Raw genomic sequence first — 21,358 nt, 5'->3', positions numbered from 1 at the left:
CCGTCCTGATCCTCCTGGCCGCAGTCGACGGCGCCCGAAGCTGACCCTCTCCGGATCGTCCGGCGGACCCCGCAAGGGGAGGGTCGGCCACTTCCTGGGGTCCCGCGTTTCTTCACCGCTGAGAGGCTTCGAGGTACAGCCATGCCCAAGACGGCATACGTGCGCACCAAACCGCATCTGAACATCGGGACCATGGGCCACGTCGACCATGGCAAGACCACCCTGACCGCCGCCATCACCAAGGTGCTGGCCGAGCGCGGCACCGGCACCTTCGTGCCGTTCGACCGCATCGACCGGGCCCCGGAGGAGATCGACCGCGGCATCACCATCAACATCGCGCACGTGGAGTACGAGACCGACACCCGGCACTACGCGCACGTGGACATGCCGGGCCACGCCGACTACGTCAAGAACATGGTCACCGGGGCCGCGCAGCTCGACGGGGCGATCCTCGTCGTCTCCGCGGTCGACGGGATCATGCCGCAGACCGCCGAACACGTCCTGCTGGCCCGGCAGGTGGGCGTCGACCACATCGTCGTCGCCCTCAACAAGGCCGACGCGGGCGACGAGGAGCTCATCGACCTCGTCGAGCTGGAGGTCCGCGAACTGCTCACCGCGCAGGGGTACGGCGGCGACGCGGTGCCCGTCGTACGGGTCTCCGGGCTGAAGGCCCTGGAGGGCGACCCGCGCTGGACGGCGTCCGTCGAGGCGCTGCTCGACGCCGTGGACACGTACGTGCCCATGCCCGAGCGGTATCTGGACGCGCCGTTCCTGCTGCCCGTGGAGAACGTGCTCACCATCACCGGCCGCGGCACGGTGGTGACCGGCGCGGTCGAGCGGGGCGTCGTCCGCGTCGGCGACCGGGTCGAAGTGCTCGGCGCCGGTGTCGAGACCGTCGTCACCGGCCTGGAGACCTTCGGCAAACCGATGGAGGAGGCGCAGGCCGGGGACAACGTGGCGCTGCTGCTGCGGGGCGTGCCCCGGGACGCGGTCCGCCGGGGGCATGTCGTGGCGGCGCCGGGCAGTGTGGTGCCGGGCCGGCGCTTCTCGGCGCGGGTCTACGTGCTGTCCGCGCGCGAGGGCGGTCGTACGACGCCTGTGTCCACGGGGTACCGGCCGCAGTTCTACATCCGTACCGCGGATGTGGTGGGCGACGTCGACCTCGGTGAGGTCGCCGTCGCGCGGCCCGGTGACACGGTCACGATGACGGTCGAGCTCGGGCGCGACGTGCCCTTGGAGGCCGGGCTCGGGTTCGCCATCCGTGAGGGCGGGCGGACCGTGGGTGCCGGGACCGTGACCACCGTGGAGTGAGGACGAGGGGCGTGGGGGACTGCGGGGCCGCTGTGGCCGGCGCACAGCCCCCGCGCCCCTTCGCGGGGGCCGTCGGGCCCCACAATGAGGAGGTGACCGAACTCATCCCCGTCAGCAGGACCACCGACTTCGGTGTCGTCAAGCTCATGCCCGACGTCGATCGGGAGCGGGCCTGGCTGCTGACCGTCGACGGGGCGCCGCAGTCGTACGTGGATCTGGACGAGCCGGAACATCTGGAGTTCGAGTACGCGCGGCGGCTCGGGCATGTCCTGGACCTCGTCGCGAAACCGGGGCGTCCGCTGGATGTGCTGCATCTCGGTGGCGGCGCGCTCACGCTGCCCCGGTACCTCGCCGCCACCCGCCCCGGTTCGCGGCAGGACGTCGTCGAGGCGGACCGGGGGCTGCTGGAGCTGGTCGTGAAGCATCTGCCGCTCCCGGCCGGCGCCTCCATCGCCCCGCACGGCGCCGACGCCCGCGCCTGGCTGGAAGCGGCCCCCGCGGACTCGGCGGACGTCATCGTCGCCGACGTCTTCGGCGGCTCGCGCGTCCCGGCCCACATCACCTCCGTCACCTACGCCCGCGAGGCGGAGCGGGTGCTGCGCGGCACCGGCGTCTACCTGGCCAACCTCGCCGACTCCTCGCCGTTCGCCTTCCTGCGCTCCCAACTCGCCACGTTCGACGCGGTCTTCGAGCACCTCGTGCTGATCGCCGAACCGGCCGTCCTGCGTGGCCGCCGCTTCGGCAACGCGGTCCTCGTCGCCGCGCACCACCCCCTGGACACCGCCACCCTGACCCGCCGCACCGCCTCCGACGCGTTCCCCGCCCGGGTCGAACACGGGCCGGCCCTACGGGACTTCATCGCCGGGGCGCGCCCCGTACAGGACGAGGAGGCCGTACCCTCACCCGAGCCCCCCGACGGGGCGTTCGGTATCGGCTGAGGTGTCCGGGATCTCAGGGAGCGGCGGCCGGCCTGTCGCGCCGCTTCTGGGCGTCTCCTCGGTCGGATGGCAATTCGGTTCGGGGCTGGGGGAGTTCGTCGCTGGTGCGCGTTCCGGGCGGGACGAGGACGGCGTACCTTCACCCGAGCCCCCAACGGGGCTTTCGGTATCGGCTGAGGTGGTCGGGGTTGCGGGGAGGAGCGGCCGGCCTGTTGCGCCGCTACGGGCGCCTTCTCGGTCGGGGCGCAACTCGGGCCGGGTCGGGTGGAGTTCATCATCGGAGGCAGTTACCTCACCCGAGCCCCCCGACGGGGCGTTCGGTATCGGCTGGGGTGTCCGGGGTTTCCGGGAGGAGCGGCCGGTCGGCGCGGCGTAGGTTCCGTACGTCCGGTACCGCCAGGACCGCCGCCGTGACGACCACGATCAGCGCCGAGCAGCCCCACAACGCGGCGCTGCGCCCGAGCGCGGCCTCGGCCGGGCCGGCCAGGGCCGCGGCGAGGGGCATCAGCGCGATGGACCCGAACCAGTCGTAGGCGGAGACCCGGGAGAGCTTCTCCTCGGGTATCTCCTGGTGCAGCGCGGTCATCCAGCTCACCCCGAACACCTCCACCAGCGAGCCCGACAGGAACATCACCGCGCACAGCACCCCCACCGGCGCCGGTATCGCGAGGGCCGCCGACGGCAGGGCCATCGGGAAGACGCACAGGGTGCCGGCCAGCAGCAGTCGGCGGGGCTTCCAGCGGGTCATCAGCAGGGCGCCGGCCACCGTGCCCGCGCCGAAGAAGCCGAGGGCCAGGCCCCACGGGCCGGCTCCGCCGAGGTCGTCGCGGGCGACGAGCGGGCCGTAGACCGAGTCGGCGGCGCCGAGCACCGCGTTGGCGATCGAGAACTGCACGACGATGCCCCACAGCCAGGGCCGCCCGCTGAACTCCCGCCAGCCCTCCCGCACATCGGCGATCATCCCGCCGCCCGGCTCGCGCGGCGGGATGTGGCTGACGTCCAGGAAGGACCGCAGCGACCCGGCGACGGCGAAGGCCGCCGCGTCCGCCGCGAGCACCCAGCCCGGCCCGACCGCGGCGACCATCGCGCCCCCGAGCGCCGCCCCGCCCAGCCCCGCCCCCTGCATCGCCATCCGGAACAGCGCGAACGCGCGGCCGGCCTGCTCGCCCGTCACCGACGACATCAGCATGCCTTCGGCGGCCGGGCTGAAGAAGGCCTGGCCGGTGCCGCCGAGGGCGCTGAGCAGCATCATCTGCCACAGCCGGGGGTGACCGGCCAGGACGAGCGCCGCGAACACGGCCTGGGACAGGCAGTTGAGGGCGTTGGCCGTGACCATCACGCGATGCCGGGGCAGCCGGTCGGCCACCGCGCCGCCGATCAGCAGGAAGACCACCAGGGGCAGCGTGCGCGCGGCCGCCACCAGACCCACGTCACCGCCGTCACCGCCGGCCTCCAGCACGGCGAACGCGGAGGCGATCAGCGCACCGTTGCTGCCGAGGTTGGTGACGACCGCCGCGGCGGTCAGCAGACGGTAGTTGCGGCCGGTCCCGGCGGGTCCGCGAGGGCTGTCTGAGGCGTCGGCGGAGGTCACCGGCCGACTATCCCCGCCGTGACCCCCGCTTGCCAAACCGTTTCCGCGCCATACCGGAGGCCTCGTCGGCCACGGTCGCAGGCGTCGGGTCAGCCCCCGGTGGGCGGCTCCTTGGCCAGCCGCACCGTGCTCATGATCTTCATGACGGTCGCGTCCGGGACCTCTCCCTTGACGCCCGTCGCGCCATAGAGACTCCAGGCGACGAAGTCCCCGGCGGAGTTCTTGAAGCCGAAGGTGATGGCCTTGCCGTCACTGTCGCACTTGGACTTGCCGATCTGCGGGCTGTTCTTGGACCGGGCCCAGGCGTAGCTGCCCTCGATGCCGGAGGCCGTGGTGAACTTCTTGGCCGTCTTGTCGTAGGTGATGCTCTTCTTGTCCGGCTGCGTGTAGCCGCCGTAGACCCACCAGGGAACCTGGTTCACGGCGACCTGGTCGGTGCTCTTTGCGCCGTCCGCTCCCTTGGTGCCCACGGCGGCAAGCGCCGTGTCCTCCGTCCTGCCGTCCTTGTCGTCGTCGGAGGTGCACCACTTGGACTTGTAGTACGCCGGCGCGGACATGGTGATCAGCGGCTTGGCGCTCGCGTCCTTCTTGTCCTCGAAGCCGATGAGCATGGTCGGCGAGTCGACCTCCCAGTCGGCCGGGACGTCGAAGACGGTGCCCCACTTGGGGTTCACCACGACCTTCCAGCCCGCGACGGTCGCCTTCTCGGTGGTGCCGCCGCGTGGATCGTCGTCGGAGGCGGACTGGCTGGGCTCGGCGGACGTGGTGGGCGACTGGCTCGCCCGCCTGCCGTCGCCCGAACCGCCGTCCGCCTTGTCGTCGTTGCCGCCGCCCAGGACCAGTGCGCCGGTGACGCCCGCGGCCACGACCACGGCCGCGGCGGCCACGATCGCGACCAGCTTCGTCCTGTTGCCGCCGCCCCCGCCGCCGCTGGGCGGCTGCGGCGCGCCCACCGGTCCCGGCGCGCCCCACTGCGGCTGCTGCGGATAGGGGTTGGGCTGCTGGTATCCGGGCTGCTGGTACGGATTCGGCTGTTGGTACCCCGGCTGCTGGTACGGGTTGTGCTGCTCCTGCGGAACCGGCGGGACGGGTCCCTGGGGAGTCTGTCCCTGCGGGTTCTGCTCGCCCCCTGGCGGCTGCTGTCCTGGCCACATGGGCAGCAACCCTAGTGCCGTCCGGGACACGATTCGGTCACTGTGGCTCGTCAACGCCGTAGCAAAGGGCAGAGCGGCGCTCGTCACACCACTCTGGCCAGCCGGGCTACCCGTGGGTAACATCCGGTCATGAGCGCAGATCAGATGTCCGTCGGTGAGCTGCTGGCCGCGACGGTGCCCATGGCCCGGACCCTGAACCTCGAGTTCCTGGAGACCACGCCCGAGAAGGCGGTGGTGACCCTGCCGGACCAGGGTGAGTACCACAACCACGTGGGCGGGCCGCACGCCGGTGCGATGTTCACGCTCGGCGAGACCGCGAGCGGGGCGATCGTGCTGGCTGCCTTCGGGGACCAGCTCGCGCGGGCCGTGCCGCTGGCCGTGAGCGCGGAGATCGGGTACCGGAAGCTGGCGATGGGGGCGGTCACCGCGACCGCGACCCTCGGCCGCCCGGCCACCGACGTCGTGGCCGAACTGGACGCGGGACAGCGCCCGGAGTTCCCGGTGTCGATCGAGATCCGGCGCTCGGACGGTGCCGTCACCGGCGAGATGACCGTCGTGTGGACCCTGCGTCCCAACGGCTGAGCGCCGTCGCGGGATCCGGCCCGGGGTGTACGTCGTCCCCGGGCCCTTGCCGTGACCTCAGGCCGCGATCCGGCGGCGGCGCCCGGTGGTGGTGCCGGCCTCCAGGTCCGCGACGAACTCCTTGAGCCAGGCGACGAATTCGGGGCCCAGGTCGTCCCGGTCGCAGGCCAGCCGGACGACCGTGCGCAGATACTCGGCCTTGTCGCCGGTGTCGTAGCGCAGTCCGTCGAAGACCACCCCGTGCACCGTGCCGTCCGTTGCCAACTCCTGCAGGGCGTCGGTCAGTTGGATCTCGCCACCGCGACCGGGGCCGGTGCGCTCGAGGGTGTCGAAGACGGCCGGGTCGAGGACATAGCGGCCGATGACCGCGTAAGTGCTGGGCGCGTCCTGGCTGGACGGCTTCTCCACCAGGCCGGTGACCCGGACGACATCGTCCTCGCCGGTCGCCTCCACGGCCGCGCAGCCGTAGAGATGGATCTGCTCCGGCGGCACCTGCATCAGGGCCACCACACTGCCCGAATAGTGGTCGCGCACGTCCAGCATCCGGCTCAGCAGCGTCTCGCGCGGGTCGATGAGGTCGTCGCCGAGCAGGACGGCGAACGGCTGGTCGCCGACATGGCGGCGGGCGCACAGCACGGCGTGCCCGAGGCCGAGCGGCTCGCCCTGCCGGATGTGGTGGATGCCGGCCAGCCGGGCCGGGTCGCGCACGGCGTCCAGCCGTACGGCGTCTCCCTTGGCCGCCAGGGCCTGCTCCAGCTCGAAGGCGTTGTCGAAGTGGTCCTCGATGGCCCGCTTGTGCCGCCCGGTGACCATCAGGATGTCGTCGAGCCCGGCCGCGGCGGCCTCCTCGACGACGTACTGGATGGCCGGCTTGTCGACGACGGGCAGCATCTCCTTCGGGGTGGCCTTGGTGGCGGGAAGGAAGCGGGTGCCGAGTCCGGCGGCCGGTACGACGGCCTTGCGGACGCCGCGAACACCGCGGGCGGCGGCGGCAGCGGGGGCACTTGAAGAGTGGGGGGCGATCATGCAGCCCATGCTGGCCGACGGGGATGAGAGCCCGCCGAGAGAAACGTCGGAGCCCGCTGTGCGTCCGGTCCGACGGAGGCCCGGAGTTGAAGGTTTCGTGTGTCATTGACCCCCTGGCGTACACAACTCGGCGGGCAGGCGAACGCCCATTTCGAATGCGGGTGCGGATACCGTCGGTAACTTATCTGAAGTTGCTCATTTTTGAACTTTGGTCATCCGAACTTCTTGTTTCCTGTGCATCAATTGTGCGAAAGTGAGCGCCCTCATAGCGGTGAGTAACTGACGCCGCATAGGTATGCACCAATCAGGCACCTGCTTTCCGACGGACGTGCGCATTCCGCCTGCCGTCCTGCGGCTTGGAAGGAATTGGTTCAGTGCAATCCCCCTACCCCCCACGGCCTCCGTTCCCACCGCGCCCCGGCTCAGGGCCGGAGGAGTCCGACCGCAACCTCGTCGCGCAACTGGGCCAGGGTGTCAACGGTACGCGCGCGGGCGCGTTGCTGCTGGCCAGACACTGGCAGGCGACATATGACTACGCAGCCATATGCCTGGTCTCGACCGACGGTCCGGCGTCCATGGTCGCCGGCGCCGCGTTCCACCGGGTGCTCGGCCGGCCCGCTCCCGGCGCACTGCGGCCGCAACTGCTCCGAGCCGTCCGGGACACGGTCAAGGAGTGGGCCGCGGATGAGCGGATTTCTCTTCTGCTGCCGGAACTCCGCAAACCGACCGGAGGGCGCGGGCTGCTTGCCGCGCGCTCCGTGACGCCGGAAAGGCGACAGCTCACCGAACGGGCATTCCGTACCCTTCCCGGAGCCTCACAATGCCTGTTGTGGCACACCGAGGTGGAGGCGGAATCGATAACCATACCCGCCGGTCTGTTGGGCGTGGACGCGCCCACCGCCTCGGCCGCACTGGAGCAGGCGCGCGAGCAATTCCGCGCCGGCTGCGTACGCGCCCACCGGGAACTGGCGCCCGGCCGGGAATGCCGCTTCTACAACCGCCTCCTCGACGTCCCCATACGCCGGGGCGGCGCCCTGCTCCCGGACGTCCAGCAGCACCTGACGGAGTGCCGCTACTGCCGCCACGCCGCCGAGCAGCTCAGTCACTTCGAGAGCGGGCTCGAGGTGCTTCTCGCCGAGACCGTCCTCGGCTGGGGCGCCCAGCGCTACCTCGACTCCCGCCCCGGCCGCGGCGGGGACCGCGCGGTACGGCCCGGCCGTCCGGGCAGCGGTGGCCGGCACCGGCCCGCCGTGCCCCGCAGACACACCAAGGCCGTGGTCGTCGGGGTCGGCCTGACCGCCCTCGCCCTGCTCCTCACCGTTCTGGTCACCAAGGGCTGGTCCGACGACCACGGTGTCCCGAACGTGCGGGCCACCTGGAGCGCGGTGAGCAGCAGGTCCCTCGATCCGGCCCGGTCCGCCGGCGGCACCTCGTCCGCCGGATCACCCTCGCCCGCCTCCGCCGGGCAGTCCGTCGAGGTCGGCCGCGGCCGGCTCCGCAACCCCGCCCGTGGCCTGTGCCTCGACGCCGAGGGCGGCCGGATGGAGGCAGGGGTGGCGGCGGTGCTGGCGGCCTGTTCCTCCGCCGCGTCCCAACAGTGGTCGTACCAGGACGACGGCCTGCTGCGCAGCGACGCCGACCCGACCCTGTGCCTGGACGCCGACAAGCGCTCGCTGGTCCTCGCCGGTTGCGTCGTGCACGCGGGGAAGGTGCGCTACGACCTCACGGTGCGCGGGGAGTTGCTGCTGCGCGGCGGCGACGGACTGCTCGTCGCGGCCGGACAGGGCAGGCGCCCGGAGGTCGCCGAGCGGAACGGCTCGGCCGGGCAGCGTTGGGAGCTGGAAACCGGCGGCGACGTGCGCACCCCGGACGACCCGGCGAAGCGGCCCTCGCAGGAGCAGTCCGTGCCCGGCGCGACCCCGCCTGCGCCGCCCCCCGGCCGCGACCCGGGACCGGCGCCGCAAGACGAGCAGTACCGACCGAAGTTCGCCCAGGTCTACAGCGAGCCCCGGCCCGCCGAGCCGCCCGCCGCGATCGACCCCCCGCTCGACCAGGTCCGCACGCTGACCGCCGACACCCTGAACGCGGTCACGTCCGCCCTCGGGTCCGTCCTGAGCCGCACGGGTCCGGCCGGCCTGGGTTGAGGGAGCCGAACACCGAAGGGACAGCGGCAGTCGTTGTCCCACGGTGACGATGACGTCTCAGACTGAGACTCCTTCAACACGGTCTTCCGGCATGCTCGGGACGACGTGGCAGGGCGTGGTCCGAGGGGTGGGGACGGCATGGCGAAGCGGCCGTGGGGGCACCGAGAACGGCTCATGGCTCTGGGAGGGCTCGGCGTCCTGCTGACCGTGTGCGGTGCGGTGGCGACCATGACGGGTGCGCCGGCCGGCCCCGGAATCGCCCTTACGGGCGTGGTGCTCGGTGGCTGGGAGGCGTGCGGCCTGTGGCTGTGGAACGCCTGGCTCAAAGGAGCGACGAAGGGCACCTGACGCCGCTGACGGCGTCCACCCGCCGGACCGGACGCCGTCGGCGCCGCGTCACCTCCCGGGGTCACCCCTTCTCCGGCCCCAGCCGGATCCCGTACGCCGTTATCTTCCGGTAGATCGTCGCCCGGGAGATGCCCAGTGCCTTCGCCGCCTTCGCCTTGTCTCCGCCGTGGTCGAGGAGGGACTGGACGATCAGGTCGCGTTCCGTGGACTCCCACGCGGACAAGGGGTGTTGAGTCTGGGAGAGCAGGGACGGCGGGAGGTCGGCCTCCTCGATCCGAGGCCCTGAACAATGTGCCTGCGCGTAGCGGAGGGAGCCGTCGAGCTGCCGGACGTTCCCCGGCCACGGCGCGCGGGAGAGGGCCCGCAGCGCCCCGTCCGTGCATCGGACGCCTGTCTGGTCGCCTCCGTGGCGCCCCATCAGGAAGGTCACGAGCGCGGGGATGTCGGCCGTGCGGTGTCGCAGGGGCGGGACGGTGACCTCGGCGCCGAACCGCGCCCGTACCGCGGCGGCCGGATCGGCCTGCCGGGCCACGGCCGCGGCGTCGGCGGCCGGTGCCGCCTCGACGTCCGCGCCGGGCAGCCGAGGCCGGTCATGGGTGAACAGCGCGGCGACCCAGCCGGAGCGCCCGGCCGTGCTGCGCAGCACTCCGTCGAGCTGTCCGAGCACGCGGGCGGACAGCAGATGCAGGTGCCGCAGCACGACCGTGCCGCGGTCCTCGGCAAGGTCCTGGAAAACGGCCTGCAGCCAGGGCCCCGCGCCGCTCCTCGCGTCCACCGCGTCGTGCACGGCGATGGGCCCGGTCGGTGCGACTTGGCGGTGTACGGCCTGGACCAGCGCCTGCTTGCCCGTGCCCGCTTCGCCCTCCACCAGTGTCCAGCGTCCCAGCTCGCAGTGGCGGATCAATTGGCCGACGACGCCACGGAACACGGGGCTGGAACCGCTGATGCCGGCCAGCCGCGGCACGGGGACCACCGGGCGCGGGGCGGAGTCGACCCGCTCCGCGACCAGCCGCAGTTCGATCAGATACGCGGCCGGCTGTCCGTCGTGCGGATCACCCTCCACCCGGCGACCTCTCAGCTGCACGGTGCGCCCGTCGCTGAGGAGCATTCGCTGCTCGCGCAGCCCGGACGGCTCGGCGGCGAGTTCCCGCAGCCGCCGATGGTCGGCGGGGCCGAGCATCTCCGTCGCGGCCGCGTCGGCGAGCAGCAGACCGTCGGTGAGCGTGACCAGGGCCCTGCGCGAAGTCTGACGAGACGTCAAAAATGCTCGCAAGGCTGCTCGTTCGCGCTCCGAACCGATGTCGAGCAGGCGCTCCTCGATGTCGGCCGCGGCCTCCTGGACCAGTGCCACCATCAGCGGTGAGGCGGTGTGCTGCCAGGACGTCAGATCGATCAGACCCAGTACCCGGCCGCTGACCGGATTGCGGATGGGCGCCGCCGCGCACGACATCCGCTGCAGCCGTTCGGAGAAGTGCTCCGAGCCGAAGACCAGCGCCGTACGGCCGTCCTCGGCGGCGGTCCCGATGCCGTTGGTGCCGACGTGTTCCTCGGCGTAGCTGAAGCCGGGGGCGAGGCTGATGTCGTCGAGATGCCGGTGCAGTGCCCGGTCGCCGGTCCTGCGCTCACGCACCCGTCCCTTGGAGTCGGTCAGGATGAGGCACATCGGGGTGCCCTCCAGCGCGTCGGAGAGCCGGTCGAGGACGGGCCGGGCGGCCGTGGTGAGCCGGGAGTGCGGGTCGAAGTCGGCGTTGTAGGGGGCCTGGATGCGGTCGGCGTCCACGCCGAAGAAGCGGGAGCGCTGCCAGGAGTCGAGGATGAGCGGGCGCACCGCGGAGGACGAGACGTTTTCGCCCTGCAGGAACCGTGTCCGCTCACGTACGGGGTTGAGGTGCGGGACGAGACGGTCGAGGCCGCGCGGGGAGACGGTGTGCGACCGTCCCGTCGTCTTCGGGGGTTCCACGGATTCCACAGGTTCCATCGGCTCTGTGCCTTCTGCCGTGCGATGACTCTCGCGGTTCCGGTGTTGCCCGCACGCTAAGGCCGGGAGTCCGCCGGTGGCCATAGCCGGGTTGTGGCCACCGTCTCAACTTGAGACGCGTGGCCGCGCTGCCCGCCTCCACGATGGGCCGCACCCCGGTCACCGACGGCAGTGCGCCGCCACGAGCGCCGGGTGAACGAGGTCCCTTTCCTCCGTCCCGGCCGTGCCGGAGCCGGGGGAGTCCCATCGCTGCCGAGTCAGCCGGAGGAGTATCACCCGTGAGCCGACCTGGAGGACCACTTCGCCTCCGAGGAGATCAACGAGGGCGTGGGGTGCGGGAAGTCGTTCGCCGAGGCCTTCCCGGGGCTCGCCGACCCCGACCGCATGCAGGAGCTGCGCGCCGTACGGCACACACCGGCGCCGCCGATCTTCACGATCACGTCCAGCGGTGAGGAGATCACCGGGTCGGGCACCTCGTCGAGTTCGGGCCGGCGGTCGTAGCCGTGCAGTCGTACGGCCTTCATGACGCTTCCTCCCTGCTGCGGCTCACTTGCGTCCAGCCGGCGTAGCGAGTGGCCAGCAGGCCCTCGCAGAACTCGGTGTTGGCATCGATACCGACACCCGCGGTGCGGCTCATGCGCAGAGGTGGCGTTCCAGACCGGCGGAGGGTACGGCGCGCCCCTCGGCGTCGGTGAACAGCGGCGCCGACGCGTCCGCTGCGAGGCCGAGCAGGGCGCGCCTTCGGCGCAGCGTCACGGTCAGGCGCTCGGGCAGGTCGCCCAGGACCGCGTCGGCCAGCTGGCGGTGGGTCCAGCCGCGTTCCAGCAGCCGCTTGCCGAGGCGGGACCAGTGGCTGGACCGCGTGGCCGACTTCACCGCCGCCACGCGCGCCGAACCCGGAAACCTCTTCTTCGAGTGGTCCGTCGACACCTTCGATCCCCACCGCTTCGTCCTCCTGGAGGCCTTCGCCTCCCAGGAGGCGGGCGTCGAACACGTCAACTCCGAGCACTTCAGAGCGGCGATGGCCTGGATGCCGGACGTGGTGGCCGTGACGCCCGACATCATCAACGTCGAGACGTCCGGGCAGGGATGGGCACGGATGGCGGAGATCACGCCACGGTTGTGAATCGGCGTTCGTCGTCCGACAGCGCCCGCCCCCCGTCACCCGCCGAGTCAGTCCGCTGTGACCCCGGACGCGTCCTGTGCGCGCTGATCGTGGATGACCTGGTTGGCGATCATTTCGGGGCCGTAGGTGCTCGCCCAGCGCCGTAGCGCCGCGAGCGGGGGGACGGCGTCGCCCGTGATCTCCATGCTCGCGACCATGGTCCCGGGCGCCTCGACGGTAGGAAGACCAGTACCACCCTCGCGCCCCTGCGGATGACCTGGGATGCGGGAGAATGGGGCCATGTCGACGGCATCCGGAACCGGACTGGGCGCGATGATCCGCACATGGCGGGACCGGCTGCCCCCGTCGGCCGCCGCGCTGCCGACGGCCCGCGGGCGCCGGGCGGCCGGCCTGCGGCGCGAGGAACTGGCCGACCTCGCGGGAGTCTCGGTCGACTACATCGTGCGCCTGGAACAGGGGCGGGCCACGACACCCTCGGCGTCGGTGGTGGCGGCCCTGGCACGCGCCCTGCAGCTGTCCACCGCCGAACGCGACCACCTGTACCGGCTGGCGCAGCTCGTCCCGCCGACGGACGGCGCGATCTCCGACCATCTCCCGCCCGGCATGCAGCGCGTGCTCGCCCGGCTCGGGGACGTGCCGGTCGCCGTGTTCGCGGCGGACTGGCACCTGGTGTGGTGGAACCGCGCGTGGTCCACCCTGCTCGGCGACCCCTCCGCCTCACCGCAGCGGCTGCGCAACTTCGCCCGCGACAGGTTCCCGGTGGACGCAGGCCCAGCCCACCTCGCGCTCTGGCCGGTGACCGAGGCCGACCGCGCCGCCACCGACGCCGCCGTCGTCTCCGACCTGCGCCGGGCCACCGGCCGCTTCCCGCGGGACACCCGCCTGGCCGCGCTGATCCGTGAACTGACCGCGGGCAACAGGAAGTTCGCCGAGTTGTGGGCGACCGGAGAGGTCGCCGCGCACCGCGAGGACCACAAGAGGATCGACCACCCCTCAGTGGGGCCGGTCACGGTGGACTGCGACATCCTGACCGACGGCGACTCCGAGCTCAAGATCGTCATCATGACCGCCGTACCCGGCAGCGAGGACGAGACCAAGCTCCGGCTCACCGCCATCGCCGGCCCACCGGCCACCACGCACAACTGATCCGGCCCTTCCGTCGATCCACCGCGCCGTCTGCCCGAACCCCGTGCCTGGTACTGGCCGTCCCACCGTCGCGGAGGGCACTGATTCGCATCTCGTCACTGGCCGAGAGTGAACCGCGTCGCAGGCGCACATTCGCGCGATCGACTTGAAGGGAAACAACATGTCCGATCTTGAGCAGACCCTGCAGCGCATCGTCGACGAGAACGAGATCAGAGATCTCGTCGCCCGGTTCGTCGACACCTGCGTTCTCGGCAACCATGAGGGCTTCCGCGAACTGTGGGCCGAAGACGGCCTGTGGGAGATCGGAGCGCCGTTCAACGCTCGCGTCGAAGGCATGGAGGCGATCGTCGCCATGCTCCACAACCTGCGAGACGAGCGCACCTACTTCACGCAGTTGATCCCCACGGGCGTCATCGAGATCGACGGAGAACGGGCCAGCGCACGCTGGCCGGTTCGAGAGGTCGCTCAAGGCCCCGGGGAGACCTACTACGACAACCTGGCCATGTACGTCGACACCTTCACCAAGATCAACGGTGAGTGGAAGTTCGCCGGGCGCTCCTACAAGTACATGTGGCTGAACACGGAGCCCTTCGCGGGCACCGCGTTCGGAACACCGAGCGACGACTGACGTGCATGCCCAGGCGGGTGCCGCCCTGGTACTGGCAGTCCTACCGTCATCCAGGGCACTGGTTGTCCCTTCACCACGGTCCGAGAGTGGACGCATGACCACAACATTCATCACAGGTGCCAACAAGTCCCTCGGCCATGAGACCGCCCGTCGCTTGATCGACGCCGGTCACACGGTCCTGGTCGGCGCGCGTGATCCGGAGCGCGGCCGGGCGGCCGCCGACGCACTCGGTGCCCGGTTCGTGCAGATCGACGTGACGGACGACGCGTCGGTCGCCGCTGCCGCGGCCGACATCGCGGCTCGCGAGGGCGGCATCGACGTCCTGATCAACAACGCCGGTGTCTTCGGCCCGCACGTCCCCGCCGAGCAGCTCACGGCCGCCGACGCCAGCGCCGTGCTCGAGGTCAATGTCGTGGGGATCGTCCGGGTGACGCACGCGTTCCTGCCGCTGCTGCGCAAGTCCGGCCACCCGGTCATCGTCAACGTCTCCAGCGGCATGGGGTCGTTCTCGGCCACCCACGACCCCGAGCGTGTCGAGTCGAGGAACCTCGCGCCGCTCTACACCGCCTCGAAGGCCGCGGTAACCATGCTGACCACTCAGTACGCGAAGTCCTGGCCGGACGTGAAGGTGAACGCGGCCGACCCGGGCTACACCGCGACCGACTTCAACGGGCACAGCGGCCCGCAGACGGTGACCGAGGGCACCGACGCCATCGTCGAACTGGCCACCATCGGGGCGGACGGCCCGACCGGGACCTTCCGCGACCGTCACGGTGACCTGGCCTGGTGACACCCCGAGCCCCGGGATGTGCGCTCTGAGGGACGGCGCCCGGGTGGGCCGACCCGGTAGGCTTCCCGGCATGCGCCCCCGTGCGGCGCATGCCGGGAAGCCGGCTGTCAGGGTTCACGATCGGGGAGGAACCGGCGTTGCACGTCCAGGAGTGGCTCGACACGGTGCCCGCGGCTGCCGTCTACGCCGTGGTGGCGCTGGTCATCGGCCTCGAGAGCCTGGGTGTCCCGCTGCCGGGCGAGATCGTCCTGGTCTCCGCGGCCCTGCTGTCCTCCCAGCACTCCGGCATCAACCCGGTCGTCCTCGGCGCCTGCGCCACCCTCGGCGCGGTCATCGGCGACTCCATCGGGTACGCCATCGGCCGCAAGGGTGGCCGGCCACTGCTCGCCTGGCTCGGCAGGAAGTTCCCCAGACACTTCAGCGAGGGCCATGTCGCCACCGCCGAGCGCTCCTTCGAGAAGTGGGGCATGTGGGCCGTCTTCTTCGGCCGCTTCATCGCCCTCCTGCGCATCTTCGCCGGCCCCCTCGCCGGCGTCCTGCACATGCCGTACTGGAAGTTCCTGATCGCCAACGTCCTCGGCGGAATCTGCTGGGCGGGCGGCACCACGGCGGTCATCTACTACGTCGGCGTCGTCGCCGAGGACTGGCTGAAGCGCTTCTCGTACGTGGGTCTGGCAGCGGCCGTGCTGGTCGGTGTGGCGTCGATGCTGGTCGTACGGCGCAAGGCCAGGAAGGCGGCGGCGGAGCGGGAAGCGGCCGAGTCGGAGCCGGTCCCCGCCGCCGACTGACGTCCAGGACCGGCTGCGGCTGCCGCCGACTGACGTCCACGACGGGCTACGGCTTCTCGTGCACCTCCTGGTGCGCCTTGGCGAGTTCGGCGTAGAGCGATCCGTTCAGCGTGATCCCTTGGCGCTCCTCGTCCGTGAGGGGCCTCTTGACCTTGGCGGGCACTCCCGCCACCAGTGAACCCGGCGGCACCTGCATCCCCTGCGGCACCAGTGCCTGCGCGGCGACCAGCGACCCCTCGCCGATCACGGCGCCGTTGAGCACGGTCGCGCCCATCCCGACGAGGCAGTCGTCTCCCACGGTCGCCCCGTGCACCACCGCGTTGTGACCGACGGAGACCCGCTCCCCGACATGGACCGGGAACCCCGGGTCCGCGTGCAGGGTGCAGTTGTCCTGGATGTTGGCCTGGGCCCCGACGAAGATCCGCTCGACATCGCCCCGCAGCACGGCGCCGTACCAGACGCTCGCGCCCGCCGCCAGCGTCACGTCCCCGATCACCGACGCCGTCGGTGCGACGAAGGCCTCCCCGTCGATCCTCGGTTCCTTCCCGCCGATGCCCGTGATCAGTGCCTTGCCCGCCATCACCGCTCCACCTTCCGTCCTGATACCGGCACCGTAGGCGATGAGCGGCCGGGACGTGCTGCCGGGGCGGCACATCGCCTGTGGAGGGTGATGCCGGCCGGCCCGCGGGAGGCCGACCGTGGTGTCATGGAATTCACGACTCCGCGGCAGCGCTGGCTGGCACGGACATCACTGGTGGCCGGGGCCGCCGCGGTCGCGTTCCTCGCCGTCTACGGCGGTCTGCGGACCGTGGGCCTGCTGACCGTCGGACTGACCGGTACCGCGGTCACGTTCGTGGCCGTCTCGTGGGCGATCCGCCGGCCGGGCCCCGCCCGCCCGCTCGCCGTTCTGCTCGCCTTCGCCGCCCCCGTCTGGGTGCTGGTGGTCTACAACCGCGCCCATCTGGGCTGGGTCGTCGCCGCGACCTGGGCGCTGTGGCTGCTCGCCATCGCGACCGGCCGCGACGCCCTCGCCCGGACCGACGCGCCGCTCCCGCTGGCGGAGCGGCCGGCGCCGCCCGCCCGGCACGCCGTGTTGATCATGAATCCGAGGTCCGGGGACGGCAAGGTCGAACGCTTCCGGTTGCGTGAGAAGGCCGAGTCCCTCGGGGCACGGGTGGTGCTGCTGGAGGGCCCGGGCGAGACAGACGTCGCGGGACTCGCCCGCAAGGCCGTTGACGAGGGCGCGGACCTGCTGGGTGTCGCGGGCGGCGACGGCACCCAGGCCCTGGTCGCCGACGTCGCCGCGTCGTTCGGTATCCCGTTCCTGGTGATCCCCGCCGGCACCCGCAATCACTTCGCACTCGACCTCGGCCTGGACCTCGACGATCCGTCCGCGGCCCTGGACGCACTGCGCGACGGCGTGGAGTTGAGGGTCGACCTGGGCCGGGCCGGCGCCCGGCCCTTCGTCAACAACGTGTCGTTCGGCGCGTACGCCGAGGTCGTACGGAGTCCCGCCTACCGCGACGGCAAGACCCGGACCACCCTGGAACTCCTGCCGGACCTGCTCCTCGGCCACCCGGGTGCCGTCCTGCTCGCCCAGGCCGGCCGGACGGTCTTCACCGCACCGCAGGCCCTGCTGGTCAGCAACAACCGCTATGGCACCAGCGACATCGCCGGCCTGGGACGCCGGGCACGCCTGGACGGCGCGGAGCTGGGAGCCGTGGGCGTCGACGTGAACAGCGCCGCCCAGGCCGCCGGGCTGCTGCGCGGGCGGCGCGCCGCCGGACTGACCTGGACCACGGCCAGGCGCGTGGTCGTCGACGCCGACCGGCCCTCCCTCCGGGTCGGCGTCGACGGTGAGGCGCTGACCCTGCCCGCCCCCGTGCGCTGCGAGATCCGGCCCCGGGCGCTACGGGTACGGGTGCCTCGGCAGCGCCCGGGGAAGCGCGCGGCGCGACCGCGGTCGGCCTGGCGCCGACTCCTGCGGCTGAGCCGCCCGGCACTGCGACGCGGAAGCAGGACGCCGTGGACCCGTCCGAGCGGACCTGCCTGAGCGGACCTGTCCGAGCCCACCACCTTCGTCAGCCCGCGGCCGCCGCCTGGGACCTGCGGCTGCGGGCGATGGCCTTACCCAGTTCCCACAAGGCCAGCAGGGCGAGAGCCGGCAGCAGGGCCCAGCCGAACTGGCCCAGGGTGAGCGGTGTCGTACCGAGCAGGCGGTTGAAGACGTCCGTCTGGGTCGCAAGGACCGCGAGGACGAACTCGCCGAACATCGCCCAGTTCATCTGCCTGCTGTCGAACGTGTCCGTGGTCAGGGCCGTCTCCGTCTCGCTGCGGCACTCGACGGCGGCGACGATCAGGCACAGCGCGAACGAGGTGAAGGCGATGGAGTTGCCGACCGCGACACTGTCGAAGCGGACCTCGCCCAGCTTGATCAACGACAGCAGCCCGATCGTGATCGCCAGCCCGGCGAGAGCGACCGTGACCATCAGACCCGGCGTCATCACCGGTTCGCCGCGAGGCCGCGGTCTGCGGGACATCAGCCCGGGACTGACCCGGTCGAAGCCCAGCGCGAAGCCGAACGCCGCGTTGACGAAGAAGTGGATCCACAGCACCTGGGCCGGCGTGAACGGCTCACCGCCCGCGATGTTGAACAGGGACGCCCCCAGGAAGGTCAGCACGAACACGACCAGCAGAACCAGCACGAAGCGGATGTACTTGGTGAGGTTGTCGTAGATCTTCCGCCCCTGCTCCACCGCGAAGACGATCGTGGCGAAGTTGTCGTCGGACAGGATCAGCCGCCCGGCGTTCTTGGCCACCTCGGTGCCGGAGCCCATGGCGATCCCGATGTCCGCCGCCTTGATGGCCGGAGCGTCGTTGACGCCGTCCCCGGTCATGGCGACCACCTCGCCCTTCCTCTTCAGCGTGTCGGCGAGGAGCACCTTGTGCTCGGGGGCGACCCGGCCGATCACACCGATGCCGTCGATGCGGTCCAGCCGTTCCTGCTCGCCGAGCGCGGCGAAGTCGGAGCCGAGGACGGCCTCGCCCTCGATGCCGACCTGCTCCGCGATCGCGGCTCCCGTGACGACGTCGTCACCGGTCACCATCCGCACCCGGATGTTGGCCGCCCGCGCTCCGGCCACCGCCTTCCTGGACTCCTCGCGCGGCGGGTCCTCCATCCCGACCAGGCTGGCCACCCGCACCCCCGTGACCAGGGCGAGCAGGTCCCCGTCGGCGGCGAAGCCGGTCGGGTCGACGTCGACGGTGGCGGCGGCCATCACCCGGCGCCCCGCGCGTTCCATCCGCTCCATCTCCTCGTGGGCCCGCTTGTCGAGCTCGGAGTTCCAGGTAATGCTCGTGCCATCGCTCAGGGCCGTCGCCGCCCGTGCCATCACCGCGGGCGCGGCCCCCTTCACGAAGCACCGCACGACCGGCCTGCCTCGGCCGTCGGTCGCGGAGTGGAAGGTGGCCATCAGCTTGTACGAGGGGTCGAAGGGCAGCGTAGCCAGCCGTGGGAACCGCTCCCGGGTGGCCTCCAGGTCGAGGCCCGCCTTGTGGCACAGCACCAGCAGCGCCCCTTCAGTGGGGTCTCCCACCACCCGGCCGTCGACCAGCTTGGCGTCGTTCGCCATGAGATAGGGCAGGATCGCGTCCTCGATGCCCGAGGAACGGCCGACGGCGTGGTGGATCCGGCCCTCCAGTTCGTACCCGGAGCCCGAGACGGTGTAGCGGTCGAAGGCGTCCACGACCTCGACGGCCGTCATCTGGTTCAGCGTCAGGGTGCCGGTCTTGTCGGAGTTGATCGCCGAGGTGAAGCCCAGCGTCTCCACCGACGGGAGGTCCTTGACGATCGCGTGGTGCCGGGCGAGGTCCAGTCCGCCCAGCGACAGGATGGTCTGGGTCACCGTGGGCAGGGCCTCGGGGATGGCCGCGATCGCCAGTGACACGGCGGCGACGAACAGCGCGTCCCACGCCTCGCCGCGGGCCCGACCCAGGACGAACATCACGATCATGGTCAGACCGGCCGCGCTCGCGATCCACAGAGTCAGCCGGTCCAGTTCACGGGTCAGTGGCGAGGCCTCCCGCGGGGTGGCCGAGAGCATCCCGGAGATCTTGCCCAGTTCCGTGTCGGCGCCCGTGCCGGTGACGAGCATGACGCCACTGCCGTGGGTGACAGGGGTGTTCATGAACGCCATGTTCGTACGGTCCCCGGGCCCGAGCCCCGTACCCCGCACGATCGCGGTGTCCTTGGCGGCGGGTGTGCTCTCGCCGGTCAGCGCCGACTCGTCGATCTGCAGCGCGCTCGCGGCGACGAGCCGGCCGTCGGCGGGCACGTCGTCGCCGGCCGCGATCAGCGCGACGTCCCCGGTGACGACCTCCTCGGCCGGTATCTCCGTCTCCGTCCCGTCCCGCCGCACCCGGGCCGTCGCCTTCATCATCGACTTCAGGGCGTTCATGGCGCTCTCGGCCTTGCCCTCCTGGCGCATGCCGATGACCGCGTTCAGCACGGTCAGGACCAGCAGGAGTACGGCCGTGCCCCACTCCTGGATGGCCAGCGACACGATCGCCGAGGCGACCAGGATGATCTGCATGTAACTGCGGTACTGGTCCAGCAGACGGCGCCAGCCGGGCCGGGGCTGTTCCTCCGGCAGGGCGTTGGGACCGTCGCGGGTGAGCCGCTTCGCCGCCTCCGCGGCGCTGAGTCCGGACCGGGGGTCCACACCGAGGGCACTCGCCACGGCCTCGGGCGACTGCGCGTACCACGGCTCGGCAGTCATCGGGCCGCCCTGTTCCCCGTCCGCCGGGGAGGTCGGGGAACCCGGGGAGCTCGGGGAGGTCATTGGCCGTGCCCGCCCTTCCGCTGGGCCACCGAGGCGGCGTACGGATCGGCCGGTGCGCCGGGCGGCGCCTCGGCCTCCAGGTCCTCCTTCACCATGGACAGTTCGTGCCGGGCCTTCTCGCCGACCTCCGGGTACCGCGGGTCGATGTCGATCAGCGTGTGGGCGAGCACCGCGGCCGCGCAGATCCTGGCGAACCACTTGTGGTCGGCGGGTATGACGTACCAGGGGGCCCAGCGGGTGCTGGTGGCGGACAGCATGCGGGAGAACGCGTGCTGGTAGTCGTCCCACCAGGCCCGTTCACGGACGTCCGAGGCCGAGAACTTCCAGTTCCGTTCGGGTACGTCGATCCGCTTGAGGAAACGGGTGCGCTGCTCCTCCTTGGAGAGGTTCAGGAACAGCTTCACCACGCGGAAGCCGTTGTCGTAGAGATACCGCTCCCAGTCGTTGATCTCCCGGTAGCGCCGCCGCCACACGCCCTTGGCCTTCGCCTCCTCCGGCAGCCGCTGGCGCTCCAGCAGTTCGCTGTGCACCCGCACCACCAGCACCTCCTCGTAGTGCGAGCGGTTGAAGATGCCGATCTCACCGCGCCGGGGCAGCCGGCAGGCGTAGCGCCACAGGTAGTCGTGGTCGAGTTCCTCGTTCGAGGGCACCCGGAAGTTCGCCACGTGAACGCCCTGGGGGTTCACCCCGGTCATCACGTGCCGGATGGTGCCGTCCTTGCCGCCCGCGTCCAGGGCCTGCAGGCAGAGCAGCACCCCGTATCTGCCCTCGGCGGCCAGTCGGCGCTGGTAGTCGGCCAGCAGGGCGACGCCCGTCCGCAGCAGCTCCTGGCCTTCCTTCTTGCCGCCGATCCCGCCCTTGAAGCCGGGGTCGAAGTCGGTGGCGAGATCCACCTTCGACCCCGGCTTCACCCGCAGCGGTGCGATGAACTCGGCGATGCGCTCGGCCCGTTCGTCCGTCATGGTGG

Annotated in this window: 21 protein-coding genes; 11 read left to right on the top strand and 10 right to left on the bottom strand. The window is 71.5% G+C overall.

Annotated features, from left to right (window positions below; all coding sequences use genetic code 11):
• Window positions 1–141: 141 nt before the first annotated feature.
• Window positions 142–1,311, top strand: coding sequence for an elongation factor Tu (gene tuf, locus ABZ453_RS05030; protein WP_356767718.1), 1,170 nt, complete (start codon window positions 142–144; stop codon window positions 1,309–1,311).
• A 92-nt stretch (window positions 1,312–1,403) separates the two neighbouring features.
• Entirely contained in the window at window positions 1,404–2,249 is an 846-nt protein-coding gene (locus tag ABZ453_RS05025; protein WP_359011644.1) for a fused MFS/spermidine synthase, read from the top strand.
• A 292-nt stretch (window positions 2,250–2,541) separates the two neighbouring features.
• On the opposite strand, the gene ABZ453_RS05020 is transcribed toward ABZ453_RS05025, so the two are convergent.
• Complete coding sequence (locus tag ABZ453_RS05020) at window positions 2,542–3,840, bottom strand: MFS transporter (RefSeq protein ID WP_359011643.1); 1,299 nt, start codon at window positions 3,838–3,840, stop codon at window positions 2,542–2,544.
• An 89-nt stretch (window positions 3,841–3,929) separates the two neighbouring features.
• Window positions 3,930–4,994 (bottom strand): hypothetical protein, encoded by a 1,065-nt coding sequence (locus ABZ453_RS05015; protein WP_359011641.1) that lies wholly within the window; start codon window positions 4,992–4,994, stop codon window positions 3,930–3,932.
• A gap of 129 nt (window positions 4,995–5,123) precedes the next feature.
• On the opposite strand from ABZ453_RS05015, the gene ABZ453_RS05010 reads away from it, so the two are divergent.
• Complete coding sequence (locus ABZ453_RS05010; RefSeq protein WP_207929937.1) at window positions 5,124–5,576, top strand: DUF4442 domain-containing protein; 453 nt, start codon at window positions 5,124–5,126, stop codon at window positions 5,574–5,576.
• Between the two features lie 57 nt (window positions 5,577–5,633).
• Here the strand turns inward: ABZ453_RS05010 and galU are convergent, their stop codons facing one another.
• Window positions 5,634–6,602 carry a UTP--glucose-1-phosphate uridylyltransferase GalU gene (galU, locus tag ABZ453_RS05005; protein WP_359011639.1) on the bottom strand — a complete coding sequence of 323 codons (969 nt, stop codon included), beginning with the start codon at window positions 6,600–6,602 and terminating at the stop codon, window positions 5,634–5,636.
• A gap of 374 nt (window positions 6,603–6,976) precedes the next feature.
• On the opposite strand from galU, the gene ABZ453_RS05000 reads away from it, so the two are divergent.
• Window positions 6,977–8,746, top strand: coding sequence for an RICIN domain-containing protein (locus ABZ453_RS05000; RefSeq protein WP_359011637.1), 1,770 nt, complete (start codon window positions 6,977–6,979; stop codon window positions 8,744–8,746).
• 174 nt (window positions 8,747–8,920) lie between these two features.
• Window positions 8,921–9,094 (top strand): hypothetical protein, encoded by a 174-nt coding sequence (locus tag ABZ453_RS04995; protein ID WP_359011635.1) that lies wholly within the window; start codon window positions 8,921–8,923, stop codon window positions 9,092–9,094.
• 61 nt (window positions 9,095–9,155) lie between these two features.
• Here ABZ453_RS04995 and ABZ453_RS04990 read toward each other — a convergent pair whose 3' ends face one another.
• The 3 genes from ABZ453_RS04990 to ABZ453_RS04980 form a co-directional block, all read right to left on the bottom strand.
• A complete protein-coding gene (locus ABZ453_RS04990; protein ID WP_359011633.1) occupies window positions 9,156–11,072 on the bottom strand; it encodes a GAF domain-containing protein in 1,917 nt (638 codons plus the stop codon).
• Between the two features lie 272 nt (window positions 11,073–11,344).
• Complete coding sequence (locus tag ABZ453_RS04985) at window positions 11,345–11,596, bottom strand: hypothetical protein (protein WP_359011631.1); 252 nt, start codon at window positions 11,594–11,596, stop codon at window positions 11,345–11,347.
• Between the two features lie 109 nt (window positions 11,597–11,705).
• On the bottom strand, window positions 11,706–11,948 hold the full coding sequence (locus ABZ453_RS04980) for a hypothetical protein (protein WP_359011629.1): 243 nt from the start codon (window positions 11,946–11,948) through the stop codon (window positions 11,706–11,708).
• Here ABZ453_RS04980 and ABZ453_RS04975 point away from each other — a divergent pair.
• Window positions 11,935–12,198 carry a putative quinol monooxygenase gene (locus tag ABZ453_RS04975; RefSeq protein WP_359011627.1) on the top strand — a complete coding sequence of 88 codons (264 nt, stop codon included), beginning with the start codon at window positions 11,935–11,937 and terminating at the stop codon, window positions 12,196–12,198. The genes ABZ453_RS04980 and ABZ453_RS04975 overlap by 14 nt on opposite strands.
• 47 nt (window positions 12,199–12,245) lie before the next feature.
• Here ABZ453_RS04975 and ABZ453_RS04970 read toward each other — a convergent pair whose 3' ends face one another.
• Window positions 12,246–12,383, bottom strand: coding sequence for a hypothetical protein (locus ABZ453_RS04970; RefSeq protein ID WP_359011625.1), 138 nt, complete (start codon window positions 12,381–12,383; stop codon window positions 12,246–12,248).
• A gap of 94 nt (window positions 12,384–12,477) precedes the next feature.
• Here ABZ453_RS04970 and ABZ453_RS04965 point away from each other — a divergent pair, with 94 nt between their 5' ends.
• The 4 genes from ABZ453_RS04965 to ABZ453_RS04950 all read left to right on the top strand — a co-directional run bounded on the left by ABZ453_RS04965 (window position 12,478) and on the right by ABZ453_RS04950 (window position 15,550).
• Window positions 12,478–13,344 carry a helix-turn-helix transcriptional regulator gene (locus ABZ453_RS04965; RefSeq protein ID WP_359011623.1) on the top strand — a complete coding sequence of 289 codons (867 nt, stop codon included), beginning with the start codon at window positions 12,478–12,480 and terminating at the stop codon, window positions 13,342–13,344.
• A 160-nt stretch (window positions 13,345–13,504) separates the two neighbouring features.
• Window positions 13,505–13,972: a nuclear transport factor 2 family protein gene (locus ABZ453_RS04960; RefSeq protein WP_359011621.1), complete on the top strand. Its 468-nt coding sequence runs from the start codon at window positions 13,505–13,507 to the stop codon at window positions 13,970–13,972.
• A 94-nt stretch (window positions 13,973–14,066) separates the two neighbouring features.
• Window positions 14,067–14,762: an SDR family NAD(P)-dependent oxidoreductase gene (locus ABZ453_RS04955; protein WP_359011619.1), complete on the top strand. Its 696-nt coding sequence runs from the start codon at window positions 14,067–14,069 to the stop codon at window positions 14,760–14,762.
• A gap of 137 nt (window positions 14,763–14,899) precedes the next feature.
• Entirely contained in the window at window positions 14,900–15,550 is a 651-nt protein-coding gene (locus ABZ453_RS04950) for a DedA family protein (protein WP_359011617.1), read from the top strand.
• A gap of 46 nt (window positions 15,551–15,596) precedes the next feature.
• On the opposite strand, the gene ABZ453_RS04945 is transcribed toward ABZ453_RS04950, so the two are convergent.
• A complete protein-coding gene (locus ABZ453_RS04945) occupies window positions 15,597–16,130 on the bottom strand; it encodes a gamma carbonic anhydrase family protein (RefSeq protein ID WP_356767697.1) in 534 nt (177 codons plus the stop codon).
• Window positions 16,131–16,256: 126 nt separating this feature from the next.
• On the opposite strand from ABZ453_RS04945, the gene ABZ453_RS04940 reads away from it, so the two are divergent.
• Window positions 16,257–17,603, top strand: a complete 1,347-nt coding sequence (locus ABZ453_RS04940; RefSeq protein WP_359011614.1) for a diacylglycerol kinase family protein — start codon at window positions 16,257–16,259, stop codon at window positions 17,601–17,603.
• Window positions 17,604–17,631: 28 nt separating this feature from the next.
• Here ABZ453_RS04940 and ABZ453_RS04935 read toward each other — a convergent pair whose 3' ends face one another.
• Complete coding sequence (locus ABZ453_RS04935; RefSeq protein WP_359011612.1) at window positions 17,632–20,328, bottom strand: HAD-IC family P-type ATPase; 2,697 nt, start codon at window positions 20,326–20,328, stop codon at window positions 17,632–17,634.
• 59 nt (window positions 20,329–20,387) lie between these two features.
• Window positions 20,388–21,353: a polyphosphate kinase 2 family protein gene (locus tag ABZ453_RS04930; protein WP_359011610.1), complete on the bottom strand. Its 966-nt coding sequence runs from the start codon at window positions 21,351–21,353 to the stop codon at window positions 20,388–20,390.
• Between the last annotated feature and the right edge of the window lie 5 nt (window positions 21,354–21,358).

The sequence above is a fragment of the Streptomyces sp. NPDC005799 genome (assembly GCF_040630525.1).
Classification (GTDB): Bacteria; Actinomycetota; Actinomycetes; order Streptomycetales; family Streptomycetaceae; genus Streptomyces; species Streptomyces griseorubiginosus_B.
Note: the sequence above shows the minus strand (reverse complement) of the source record. Positions and strands in the feature narration are given on the sequence as shown.